Source organism: Nitrosophilus labii, from assembly GCF_014466985.1.
In the GTDB taxonomy this organism is placed as follows: Bacteria; Campylobacterota; Campylobacteria; order Campylobacterales; family Nitratiruptoraceae; genus Nitrosophilus_A; species Nitrosophilus_A labii.
In genome coordinates this window covers 1,474,603-1,487,700 of record NZ_AP022826.1, presented here as the reverse complement: position 1 = coordinate 1,487,700, position 13,098 = coordinate 1,474,603, and the positions used below count along the sequence as shown (strand labels likewise).

The 13,098-nt window shown below is 36.7% G+C and carries 10 protein-coding genes; 9 read left to right on the top strand and 1 reads right to left on the bottom strand.

The annotated features are described in order from the left end of the window. Entirely contained in the window at positions 1 to 1,254 is a 1,254-nt protein-coding gene (locus tag NIL_RS07425) for an OmpP1/FadL family transporter (protein ID WP_187647167.1), read from the bottom strand. A gap of 116 nt (positions 1,255 to 1,370) precedes the next feature. On the opposite strand from NIL_RS07425, the gene NIL_RS07420 reads away from it, so the two are divergent. The 9 genes from NIL_RS07420 to carB all read left to right on the top strand — a co-directional run bounded on the left by NIL_RS07420 (position 1,371) and on the right by carB (position 13,097). Next, positions 1,371 to 1,886: a peptidylprolyl isomerase gene (locus NIL_RS07420; RefSeq protein ID WP_187647166.1), complete on the top strand. Its 516-nt coding sequence runs from the start codon at positions 1,371 to 1,373 to the stop codon at positions 1,884 to 1,886. Between the two features lie 2 nt (positions 1,887 to 1,888). Next, complete coding sequence (locus NIL_RS07415; protein WP_187647165.1) at positions 1,889 to 3,787, top strand: NAD(+) synthase; 1,899 nt, start codon at positions 1,889 to 1,891, stop codon at positions 3,785 to 3,787. A gap of 24 nt (positions 3,788 to 3,811) precedes the next feature. After that, a complete protein-coding gene (locus tag NIL_RS07410) occupies positions 3,812 to 4,894 on the top strand; it encodes an epoxyqueuosine reductase QueH (protein WP_187647164.1) in 1,083 nt (360 codons plus the stop codon). 47 nt (positions 4,895 to 4,941) lie between these two features. Then, a complete protein-coding gene (fabZ, locus tag NIL_RS07405; RefSeq protein ID WP_187647163.1) occupies positions 4,942 to 5,388 on the top strand; it encodes a 3-hydroxyacyl-ACP dehydratase FabZ in 447 nt (148 codons plus the stop codon). Between the two features lie 10 nt (positions 5,389 to 5,398). After that, a complete protein-coding gene (lpxA, locus tag NIL_RS07400) occupies positions 5,399 to 6,166 on the top strand; it encodes an acyl-ACP--UDP-N-acetylglucosamine O-acyltransferase (RefSeq protein ID WP_187647162.1) in 768 nt (255 codons plus the stop codon). A 409-nt stretch (positions 6,167 to 6,575) separates the two neighbouring features. Beyond that, positions 6,576 to 7,805 carry an ATP-dependent Clp protease ATP-binding subunit ClpX gene (gene clpX / locus NIL_RS07395; RefSeq protein WP_187647161.1) on the top strand — a complete coding sequence of 410 codons (1,230 nt, stop codon included), beginning with the start codon at positions 6,576 to 6,578 and terminating at the stop codon, positions 7,803 to 7,805. Positions 7,806 to 7,814: 9 nt separating this feature from the next. Beyond that, entirely contained in the window at positions 7,815 to 8,849 is a 1,035-nt protein-coding gene (locus NIL_RS07390) for a rod shape-determining protein (RefSeq protein ID WP_187647160.1), read from the top strand. Beyond that, positions 8,842 to 9,600, top strand: coding sequence for a rod shape-determining protein MreC (mreC, locus tag NIL_RS07385; protein WP_187647159.1), 759 nt, complete (start codon positions 8,842 to 8,844; stop codon positions 9,598 to 9,600). Before NIL_RS07390 ends, mreC begins: the two co-directional genes overlap by 8 nt. A 233-nt stretch (positions 9,601 to 9,833) precedes the next feature. Then, positions 9,834 to 13,097: a carbamoyl-phosphate synthase large subunit gene (gene carB / locus NIL_RS07380; RefSeq protein WP_187647158.1), complete on the top strand. Its 3,264-nt coding sequence runs from the start codon at positions 9,834 to 9,836 to the stop codon at positions 13,095 to 13,097. Position 13,098: the final 1 nt, after the last annotated feature.

Here is a 13,098-nt window from a genome sequence, read left to right as displayed (position 1 = left end):
TTAGAACCTATAGTTTAAAGATAGATTTAATAGATGGGCACCGCCGTCGGAAAAAGTTCCAACAATACCGTTGATATTTTGGTCTGAAAGTTCAATAGTTCTTTCTAGTTTATAATCATACAGATATGCTATGCCGATTTTGATATCTTCGGTTGCTTTGTAAAGAGCGCCTAGCGAAAAGATCAAAGCGTCACTGTCTGGTAGTTCGTAACCTAAAGTTCTACTAGGAATCGGTGTTTGATCGTAGGCAAAGCCGTACATTGTCGTGAGTTTGTCGCTATTCTTGTAGGTAAGTCCCATTCTAAAAGTGTTTGTGTCTTCCCAGCTCTTTTCTTTATGGACATCGTATACTGAAGCGTTATCGAAAGTTATATCCAAACTTTCGTAACTGCTCCATAAAGTTCTTTCGTAAACTAATTCAAATTTGGCTTTTTCGTTAATTTTTAATGCAGTTGCCAAAGTATATGTTGCCGGAAGAGGGACCGTGACTCTTCCTATTGTAGTTACGCTTCCGGCAACGGCACCGTTTACTAAAGTTGTAATTGTGGCGTCTCCTTTTTCTTTGAGATTAACTTTTGATCTATATGTTGCAGAAACTATCAAACTGTCATCAAATCTATAACTTAAAGCAAGGTTATAACCGTAAGAGGTTCTTATATCTCCATCAAGATCGTAATCTAGTGATGTAGTCGAATTAACTGGCGGCGTGAACTTTATCTTTCCGTCCGTAAATATTGCTCTTAATCCCCCACCAATAGAGAAGTTTTCATTTACCAAATAAGAAAAGGTTGGGTTAAACTCGGCCACTCTTAGTGTAAATTCTTTAGCAAACCAAGTTTGGGGCGTGTTTTCCCATCTTTTTGAAAGTCCAGCTGGAGTTGTAAGCGAGAAACCGTATCTAAACTTTCCGTAAGGTTTTGAAACAAAATGTAAATGAGGTATAAGAAAAGACTCTGACTTAGTTTTATTATCGGCACCAATTGTCGTAAGAGGAGAAATTGAAACTATCTGCTCTCCTTCATATTTTACTTTTGGAAGATAGATTGCAGTTAGAGATAGTTCAAACTTTTGTCCATCATCCATAAAACTCATATTCGCTGGGTTAAAGTAACTCGCGTCCGCTTCGTCCGCTCCTGCAACGTAAGCAGCTCCTAGGGCCACCGATTTGACTGATTGCTCCGGGATTTTGTATGCTGCTGCAAAGAGTGTTGATGCCGCTGCTGTTGATAGCAAGATGGAAGTAATTTTTTTCATATTTAGTCCTTTTGATTTGGAATTATTTCGGATATTTTATCAAAATGAAACGAAAAATTAGGTGAAATTATTTGGTATAATTAAAAATAGTTTAAATTTGTATAAAAAGGAAAAGGATGTTTTCAAGATTTGGTAAAAAACTTAAAACTTACAATCTTTCTAAAGATGAGTTACAAAAACTTCAGTGGGCTAAAATTGTGATAAAAAATAAAGGGGATATTTGGATAAAACTATTTCCCAAAGAGGTTCCAAACACGGTAGCCAATTTTGCTCATTTAGCAAAAGAGGGTTTTTATGAGGGATTAAACTTTCATAGAGTCATAAAAGGTTTTATGGCACAAGGAGGATGTCCTAGCGGAACAGGTACGGGGGGTCCTGGCTGGGCGATTCCTTGCGAATGTGATAAAAATATACATAAACATAAAAGAGGAGCTATCTCTATGGCTCACGCCGGAAGAGATACCGGTGGAAGTCAATTTTTTATCTGTTTTGTAGATTGTCCTCATCTTGACGGGGTACATACTGTTTTTGGGCAGATAGAGGAGAATGATGCAACTTCTTTTATGACGCTCGATATGATAGATCAAGGAGATATCATAGAGAAAATTGAGATTTTTGAAAACAGAGAGTAAAGATGTACGGATTTTTAAGAGTTGCCGCTGCTTCACCGAAAGTTTGGGTAGGCAGCGTAGAGAAAAACGTTAAAGAGATTGTACGGTTGGTTTTTGAAGCGGAAAAAAAGAGTATATCAATTTTAGTTTTTCCAGAGCTTTCTCTAACAAGCTATAGTGCTAGCGATCTTTTTTTTCAAAAGGTAATAAATAGCGAGGTTCAAAAGGGACTAAGATATATATTAGAAAAAACCAAAGAGTTAAATATCATCTTTATAATCGGAGCGCCGGTATTATTTAAAAGTAGGATGTACAACAGCGCTTTTGTATGTCAAAAAGGCGAAGTTTTGGGAGTGGTACCCAAAAAGTATCTTCCCACATATAGAGAGTTTTATGAAAGGAGGTGGTTTGTTAGCGGAAAAGATATAAAAAATGAGTCTTTAAAAGTCTTAGATAAAGTTGTACCTTTTGGTTTAGATATTTTGTTTGAGACAGAAGAGACAATTTTTGGTGTTGAGATATGCGAAGATCTATGGGCGGTGACTCCTCCATCTTTATATCAATCTATTGCCGGAGCGCAGATAATCTTTAATCTATCCGCAAGTAACGAGTATGTAGGCAAATACGAGTATAGACGAGAATTAGTAAAGACTCAGAGTGCAAGATGTATAGCCGCTTATGTTTACGCTTCTAGCGGGGTGTATGAGTCAACAACAGATCTTGTTTATGGGGGGCATCTTATAATAGCCGAAAACGGTACTGTATTGAGCGAAAATGAAAGGTTTCAAAGAGAGAACCAGATAGTTTACGCCGATATAGACGTAGAAAAGTTAAAATATACTAGAGTTAGCGAAACATCTTTTAAAGATGAAGATATAGAAGAGTTTAGATTTGTTAAAACTTACGATACTAACAAGCTAACGGATATAAAAAGATTTATCGACCCACACCCTTTCGTTCCGTCAAATCCGGCTTTGAGAGACAGTAGATGTGAAGAGATTTTTAATATACAAACGGCCGGTTTGGCAAAGAGGGTAGAGCATATAGGAAACCCAAAACTCATCATAGGAATTTCTGGAGGTCTTGATTCTACTTTGGCGCTTTTAGTCTGCGTAAAGACAATGGAACTATTGGAAATGGATACCAAAAATGTCATAGCCATTACTATGCCAGGATTTGGAACAACTAGTAGAACTTATAAAAATGCGAAAGCTTTATGTAGATATTTGGGAGTCGATTTTAGAGAGATTGATATAAAAGATGCTGTTTTAGAGCACTTTAAAGAGATTGGGCACGATCCTAAGTTACACGACGTAACTTACGAAAATGCTCAAGCAAGAGAGAGAACTCAGATCCTTATGGATATAGCCAATAAAGAGGGCGGTATAGTTGTTGGAACTGGAGATTTAAGCGAGATAGCGCTAGGCTTTTCTACATATAACGCGGATCATATCTCTATGTATAACGTTAATGCTTCTGTTCCTAAAACTTTGGTTAGATATGTGATAGAGTGGGTGGCTTCAAAGATGGATGATAAGGTGGCAAATATTTTAAAAGATATAAGCTCCACTCCAGTATCACCTGAACTACTTCCTAGCAAAAACGAAAAGATTGAGCAAAAAACGGAAGAGATTATAGGTCCTTATGAGCTTCACGATTTTTTTCTTTACCATTTTTTTAAGTATGGAGCTGAACCTAAAAAGATAGGATATCTAGCAAAGATCGCGTTTGGACAAAAGTATGAAGAAGAGACTATTAAAAGATGGCTAAAAGTCTTTATTAAAAGATTTTTTGCAAATCAGTTTAAAAGAAGTTGTATGCCGGATGGACCGAAAGTAGGTACCATATCTTTAAGTCCCAGAGGTGATTGGAGAATGCCTAGTGACGCCGTTGCTGAAGATTGGATCAAAGAGCTTGATTAGTTAAAGCATAGTTAATGGAGGAAAATGTTAGTTCATATTTGTTGTAGCGTAGATAGCCACTTTTTTATAGAAAAACTTAAAAAAGATTTTCCGAACGAAAAGCTGATAGCCTTTTTTTATGATCCAAATATTCATCCATACAGTGAATATAAACTAAGATTTTTAGACGTAAAAAGAAGTTGTAAAAGATTGGGAGTAGAGCTTATAGAGGGCGAGTACGATTTTGAAAATTGGCTTGCAGCGGTTAGAGGATTAGAGAATGAGCCCGAAAAGGGTGCTAGATGTATGGTCTGCTTTGATAGACGTTTGGAAGTGGCTGCAAAAAAGGCAAAAGAACTTGGTGAAAAAAGATATACTACAACTTTATTGGTAAGCCCTAAAAAGTCTCAAGAGCAGTTAAAAGAATCTGCTAGAAGAGTTGATAAAGAGTTGGGATTAGAGTTTGTTTTTGTAGATTATAGAGCAAAGGGTGGAACTCAAGATCAAGCAAGAGTCACGAAAGAGGAACAACTTTACAGACAAGATTATTGTGGATGTATGTTTGGGCTTAAAAAGCAAAGGGAGGAGCAAAACATATTTTTAGATGAGCTATTGTCTCCTATAAACAATCAGATTTTACCCGCTTCTATCGAAGAGAGGCTAAAATTATACAGTGAGAGGATAGAACTTGAAAATGAGGGTAAAAAATATAGAATAATTAGGCAGAAATTTTTAAATTATAGGATTTTAAGGGCTTTTGTCAAAGTGGATAAAAGAGTTATTCCATCATATTTTCTTTTTTATTCTACTTTGAAAAGAGAGTATACAAAAGGTAAAATAGAGTTTTCATTAAAGGATGTTTACTATTTAAACAGGGAAGAGGTAAGATTTATAGAGCTTGAACTTTTTAATAAACTAAGTGGTTATAGTCTTAAAAGTTTAAAAGAGATGATTTTTTCTCCTATTGAGATACAAAAAGAGATAGATGTTAGAAAATTGCTCTCTTTAGGGGACTGTGATACCTCTCCTATCATAGTAGTAGAACAAATACCTCAAAAAAGAGTGGAAGTATATTTAAAAAGCGAACTATATAATGACGTTAGAGAAAATTTAGTAACTTTAAGATAAAATTATTCCAAATTTAAATTGGCCAAAACTTTATATAAAGGAATATGATGTTGGACGTTGTAGAGATTCAAAATATACTCCCTCATAGATTCCCCTTTTTACTTATAGATAGAGTTACTGATATAAAAGTAAATCAGTATATAGAAGGATATAAAAACGTAACTATTGCCGAACAAGTTTTCCAAGGTCATTTTCCGGATCACCCAATATATCCAGGTGTAATGATTATCGAAGGAATAGCGCAGGCAGGCGGCGTTTTGGCTTTTAAGAGTATGAGTAAAGAGGAACAAGAGAGCGCCCAAGATAAAGTTGTATACTTTATGAGTATAGATAAAGCCAAATTCAGAAATCCGGTAAGACCTGGAGACAGGCTCGTTTATAAGATAAACGTTATAAAACATAAAGGGGCTATCTGGGTATTAGAAGGAAAAGCTTACGTTGATGATAAGTTGGTTGCGGAAGCCGAACTTAAAGCTATGGTAGTAGATAAATGAGGAATATTAAATGATTTCTGATAGAGCGATAATAGAAGATGGAGCTAAAATCGGTCGAAATGTGAAGATAGAAGCGAATGTTTTTATATCAAAAGATGCCGAAATAGGTGATAACTGCGAGATTTTGCAAGGCGCTTGTGTATACGGAAAAATAAAACTGGGGAAAAATTGCAAAATTTTTTCCTATGCAGTTGTAGGTTCTCAACCTCAAGATCTAAAATATGCCGGCGAAGGTGTAGAGTTAATTATAGGCGATGGAAACGTTATAAGAGAGTTTTGTTTATTTAATCCTGGAACCAAGGGGGGAGGTGGAAAAACTGTTATAGGTGATAATAACTTTTTTATGGGATATGTTCATATAGCTCACGATTGCAAGATAGGTAATAACTGCATCTTAGCCAACGCGGCAACTCTTGCCGGTCACGTTGAACTAGGCGATAACGTAGTGATAGGCGGAATGACTCCTATACATCAGTTTGTAAAAATCGGTGATTATGCTATGATTGCTGGAGCTAGCGCCGTGTCTCAAGATATACCTCCTTATTGCCTTGCAGAGGGAAATAGAGCGGTTTTAAAGGGTTTAAATCTAGTTGGACTTAGAAGAAAGCTAGGACGTGAAGCGGTAGATGTTTTAAAAAAGGCGTATAAAGAGCTTTTTTTAAGTGGTAAGCCTTTACAAGAAACCGCTTTGAGGCTGTATGAAGAAAGCGATAATGAGTACGTAAAGAATCTAGCAAAATTTGTTTTAGATACCAAAAGAGGAATCCCTTTTAGATGAGCAAAGGCAAAAACCGTAAGGGTTTTAGCAAGCAAACTGCTTTGCTTGCGTGCCTTTGCGAAAGCTTGTAGTATATGCGAGTCCGAAACTCAAGGAGTTTCGTGAGCGAGCATACTACAAGCTGGGTTACTTTAGATAAAATCGTAAGGAGCGCAGCGAGTTAGATTTTAGGTTTGCAAAAACCGTAAGGGTTTTAGCAAGCAAACTGCTTTGCTTGCGTGCCTTTGCGAAAGCTTGTAGTATATGCGAGTCCGAAACTCAAGGAGTTTCGTGAGCGAGCATAGGAGTGGCTATAATATTGTTATTGGTGTATTTGTATATTGGTGTATTAGTAAATTATAGTTGGATAAATATTAAATTATACCAATAAACCAATAACTAATATACAAAAAAGAAAGGAATATAATTAATGCTTAGAAAATGTAGTTTTTGTGGAGCTTATGAGAGCGACGACAACCCTTTGATAGCCGGAAGCGGTGTATATATCTGTAAAAATTGCGTCATATCAGCTTATAATATACTCTTTGGCGAAGAAGATGATGAAGAGAGAAATGAAGAGAGTTTTGATAAAGAACTTTTGACTCCCAAAGAGTTAAAAGCGGTATTGGATGAGTATGTTATAGGACAAGATAGAGCTAAAAAGATTTTTGCGGTAGCTGTATATAATCACTATAAAAGAATTTTTAAGCAGCATAAAATCGATGATGATGACACGGAAATCGCAAAATCCAATATTTTACTCATAGGTCCTACCGGTAGTGGAAAGACGTTAATGGCTCAGACAATGGCAAGATTTTTGGATGTTCCTTTAGCTATCGCCGATGCTACTAGTTTGACTGAGGCCGGATATGTGGGTGAAGATGTTGAAAATATCCTTACAAGACTTTTGCAAGCCGCAGACGGAGACGTTAAAAAGGCCGAGAGAGGGATTGTTTTTATAGACGAAATCGACAAAATCTCAAGGCTTAGCGAAAATAGATCCATTACTAGAGATGTTTCGGGAGAAGGTGTTCAGCAAGCACTTTTAAAAATCATCGAAGGTAGCTTAGTTAATATTCCTCCAAAAGGGGGAAGAAAACATCCAAATCAAGAATTTGTTCAGATAGATACTTCAAATATTCTTTTTATTTGTGGCGGTGCGTTTGACGGATTAACAGAAATCATTAAAAGAAGGATTGGTGGAAACGTTTTAGGATTTGGACAAGAAAAAAGAGGCAAAATGGAAGATGAGGAACTCCTAAATTATGTAGAACCAGACGATCTAGTACATTATGGGTTAATTCCAGAGCTTATAGGACGTTTGCATATGATTGCAACGCTTAATCAGCTTACAAAAGAGGATTTTGTAAGAATATTAACAGAGCCCAAAAATGCCCTTGTTAAACAGTATAAAAAACTTTTTGCCATAGACGATGTAGAGCTTATTTTTGAAAAAGAGGCGCTAGAGGGTATAGCCGAACTTGCCATTAAGAGAAAAACGGGAGCTAGGGGACTTAGAGCTATCATGGAAGAGATAATGGTAGATATAATGTTTGATTTACCTGAATATAGGGGATATGAGATTATAATAACAAAAGATGTTATAGTGAAAAGAGAGAAGCCTATATTTATTAAAAAGAGCGGAAAAAAGAGTGCATAAGGGAAAAAGATGATATTTGACAAAATCGTGGGTTTTTTCTCTAACGATATGGGGATTGACCTTGGAACAGCGAATACTTTGGTATTAGTAAAAGGACAAGGGGTCATTATAAATGAGCCATCAGTTGTTGCCGTACAAAAGGATAAATACGGTAGAGAAAAGATTTTAGCCGTAGGCAGGGAAGCCAAAGAGATGGTTGGTAAAACTCCGGGAGATATAAAAGCCGTAAGGCCAATGAAAGACGGGGTTATTGCCGATTTTGATATGACTGAGAAGATGATTAGATATTTTATAGAGAAGGCTCATAGTAGAAAGGCTTTTTTAAGACCAAGAGTTATTATTTGTGTTCCATACGGTTTAACTCAGGTTGAGAGAAAGGCGGTCAGAGAGTCGGCCCTTAGTGCAGGGGCAAGAGAGGTATTTTTGATAGAAGAACCTATGGCGGCGGCTATTGGTGCGGGATTGCCCGTTAAAGAGCCTCAAGGAAATTTAGTTGTAGATATCGGAGGCGGTACGACTGAGATAGGCGTTATTAGTCTTGGTGGTCTAGTTATTTGCAAATCTGTTAGAACGGCTGGAGATAAGATAGATAAAGCTATAGCTGATTATATCAAGAAAAAGTATAATCTTTTGATAGGCGATAGAGTAGCCGAAGAGGTTAAGATCAATATAGGAACTGCCTTACCTTTGAAAGAGCCTTTAAAGATGATAGTTAACGGTCGAGATCAACTCTCTGGAATGCTATCTTCCATAGAAGTTACAAGTGATGATGTTCATGAAGCGATGAGAGTACCTTTAAAAGAGATTGCAGATGCTTTAAAAGAGGTTTTGGAAAAAATGCCGCCGGAACTAGCGGGTGATATAGTTGAAAATGGAATAGTAATGACAGGAGGCGGTGCACTGATACGAAATATAGATAGATACTTTTCGGAACTTGTAAAACTCCCTGTATATGTGAGCGATGAACCTCTTTTAGCCGTCGCTAAAGGGACGGGCAGAGCACTAGAAGAGATAGAGATATTGCAACAGTTATCAAATGAGTAAAAAATATATCTCTTTTTTTTTACTACTTCTGCTCTTTTTGGGAGGATTGAAATTTTCTGATGCCTACCAAAAAGGGTTTCTTTTTTTAACTGAGTCTATTAAAATCACCTATCATGATTTTAGTTCCTATTTACAAAATATTATCATAAAATATTTGAAACAAGAGGAGACTATATCTTCACTTTTATTGGAAAATAAAAAATTAAAAAAGTATTATCTTGAGCTAAACGCTATTAAAAAAGAGTTAGAGAGTCTAAAAAAAGAGTGCAACTTAAATACGAAATTTTATCTAGACGTAAAACTAACAAGAGCTATATCATATACCAAACTTGGTGATTTTTCCTCTATGTGGGTTGAGATGGAGGATTTTAACCAAACAAAGATTTACGGTCTTATAAAAGATGATTTTGCCGCCGGGATAGTAGCAAACAAAAATGGCAAACCTATTGCTTTATTAAACAGCAACGAAAAGTGTGCTTATGCGGTTGAGATAGGTCGTTCAAAAGCTCCCGGGATAGCTATGGGAAAAAGAAACGGAACTATGGTAGTAAAATTTATTCCTATGTATAAAAATATAAAAATTGGAGATGAAGTAGTTACAAGCGGGATGGACAATATCTTTTTTTACGGGATAAAAGTAGGAAAGGTTATCAAAGTGGAGTCAATGGGGAGTTATAAAGTTGCTCTCGTTAAACCGTACGCCGATTTGGCAAATTCGAGGTATTTTTGGGTTGTTTTAAATAGCCATTAGTTATAAGTTATTTGTTAATGGTTGATTGTTTGTATTGATGTGTAGATTAAGATAGTTGATGAAAAATTAAAAAAACATATATTTTGAGATTCAAATAACCAATACATCGTTTATCAATATTTATTGTTGCCAATGACTAAGGACCAAAGTTTTATTCTAATATCGTTTTTATTAACATTTTTGTAAAATTAGTAAATTTTTATATAGATACAACCACAAAAGGGTAAAAAACTATGCCAAAAAGAGAAGATATAAAAACTATACTACTTATAGGTTCAGGTCCTATTGTTATAGGGCAAGCCTGCGAATTTGACTACTCCGGAACTCAAGCCACCAAAACTCTAAAAGAGCTCGGATATAGAGTAGTACTTATAAACTCAAATCCAGCTACCATTATGACCGATCCAGAATTTGCCGATAGAACCTATATTGAACCGATAACTGAAGATATAGTGGCTCAAATCATCGAAAAAGAAAAAGTAGATGCAATTTTACCTACAATGGGCGGACAGACGGCTTTAAATGTAGCTATGAGTATGTATGAAAAAGGCATGTTAGAAGGTGTTAAATTTTTAGGCGCTAACCCGGGAGCTATTAAAAAAGGTGAAGATAGACAAGCCTTTAAAGAAGCAATGCTAAAAATCGGTATGGATCTTCCAAAAAGCCGCTATGCCTACTCTTTGGATGAGGCTGTTGATGCTGCAAAGGAGATAGGTTTTCCTCTTATCATTAGAGCTAGCTACACATTAGCCGGTGGTGGAAGTGGGGTTGCATACAATATAGACGAGTTTAAAACATTGGCCGCTAAAGGTTTAGAAGCTAGCCCAATAAATGAGATACTGATAGAAGAGAGTTTACTTGGCTGGAAAGAGTATGAGATGGAGGTTATCAGAGATAAAGAGGATAACTGTATAATTGTCTGTTCTATCGAAAATTTAGATCCAATGGGCGTTCATACTGGAGATTCCATAACCGTAGCTCCGGCTTTAACGCTGACGGATAAAGAGTATCAAAGGATGAGAGACGCCTCTTTTGCGATTTTAAGAGAGATTGGTGTTGATACCGGTGGCAGTAACGTTCAGTTTGCTGTACATCCCCAGACCGGTAGAATGACAGTTATAGAGATGAATCCAAGAGTTAGTAGAAGCTCCGCTCTTGCTAGTAAAGCTACCGGTTACCCTATAGCCAAAGTCGCCACTCTTTTAGCCGTAGGATATACACTTGATGAGATTAAAAACGATATAACCGGGACTCCCGCAAGTTTTGAGCCTGTAATAGACTATATTGTTACAAAAATACCGAGATTTACTTTCGAAAAGTTTCCTCATGCAGACTCCACACTGACAACATCTATGAAGAGTGTGGGTGAAGTTATGGCGATAGGCAGAACTTTCAAAGAGTCGGTTCAAAAAGGGCTTTGCTCACTCGAAACTGGTCTTAGCGGTTTTGATAAGATAGATGCGGATATCGAAACTATAAAAAGAGAGATTAGAAGACCGAATGAAAAAAGACTTTTGTATATAGCCCAAGGCTTTAGAGAAGGGCTAAGCGTTGAAGATATTTACGAGTTGTGTAAGATAGATAGATGGTTTTTGTATCAAATAGAGGAAATTGTGAAGTTTGAGGAGAAGATAGACCTTGATATTTTACAAAACGAAGAGCTTTTAAGAGAAGCTAAAACTATCGGCTTTAGCGATAAAATGATAGCCAAGATAATAAACGAGAAAGAAAATACCGAATTTAGTGAAAATGATATCTACAATGCAAGGAAAAATCTTCAAATAGAGTTAGAGTATAACGAGGTAGATACTTGTGCTGCAGAATTTAGAGCTTTGACGCCTTATCTTTACTCAACTACAAATATAACAAAACTTCCAAAAATTGAGGCTCAAGAAAAAAGAAGTGGTAAACAAAAAGTTTTGATAATAGGCGGCGGTCCAAATAGAATAGGGCAAGGGATAGAGTTTGATTACTGTTGTGTCCACGCAGCTTTTGCTTTAGAAGACATGGGTTGTGAAACGATAATGTATAACTGCAACCCAGAAACTGTTTCTACAGATTATGATACCAGTGATATACTCTATTTTGAGCCGATAGATTTTGAAAGAGTAAGAAACGTTATAGAGGTAGAAAAACCAGACGGCGTAATCGTTCATTTTGGAGGACAAACACCTCTTAAACTAGCAAAACCGTTAACTACTATAGGGGCGAAAATAATAGGAACTAGCGCGAAAGTTATCGATCTAGCCGAAGATAGGGAAAAGTTTAGTGAATTTGTTTCCAAAAACGGACTTTTGCAACCCCAAAACGGTACTGCTACCACAAAAGAGGAAGCTTTAAAGATAGCGGAAAACATTGGTTATCCCGTTTTAGTTCGACCTAGCTACGTTCTTGGCGGTAGAGCCATGAGGATAGTCTATAACGAAAAGGAACTAAAAGAGTATATGGATGAGGCTGTGAGCGTAAGTCACGAGTCTCCGGTTCTTATAGATAAATTTTTAGATCATGCCGTAGAAGTTGATGTAGACGCTATAAGTGACGGAAAAGATGTATATATAGGCGGTATAATGCAGCATATAGAAGAAGCCGGGATTCACTCGGGAGATAGTGCCTGTTCTTTACCGGCCGTATCCATAAAAGAGGAGATTTTAAAAACGATTCAAGAGCAGACTAAAACTATAGCATTGGGACTAGGGGTAAAAGGGCTTTTAAATATCCAGTATGCAATCTACAAAGATAGAGTCTATCTGATAGAAGTCAATCCTAGAGCTTCCAGAACAGTTCCTTTTGTTTCTAAAGCTACCGGATTGCCGTTGGCAAAAGTGGCGACAAGAGTTATGCTTAAAGGAGATCTTAAAGAGGCTTTAAGTTATTACGACAAATACGGCATAGTTTACGAAGAAGATGGTATATTAAAACCTAGACTAAAATCTCATATATCCGTAAAAGAGGCCGTTTTTCCTTTCAATAAACTTATAGGTGCTGATCTTATACTAGGTCCTGAGATGAAGTCTACCGGTGAAGTTATGGGTATAAGCGATAGTTTTGGTATAAGTTTCGCAAAATCTCAAATAGCCGCCGGCAATAGACTTACGCTAGAAGGTAATCTCTTTTTGTCTTTGACAGATTATGATAAACCGTATGCAGCGGAAATTGCTAGACTCTATCAAGATTTAGGTTTTAAAATAGTAGCTACAAGCGGAACCCACAAAGTTTTAAAAGAGGCCGGAGTTGAGTCTCAGAGAGTTTTAAAAATCAGTGAAGGTCGCCCAAATATCGAAGATATGATAAAAAACGGCGAGATAGCGATGGCTATAAATACAAGTGACAACAAGTCAAGCAAAGATGATGCAAAAAAGATTAGAGAAGCGGTTTTGAGGTTTGATATACCTTACTTTACGACTCTTGCAGCAGCGAGAGTGGCTGCAGATGCTATCAAAAAGCTTAAAGAGGCAAAGTTAGAGCCAAAGGCACTTCAGGATTATCTTAAGGAGTAGA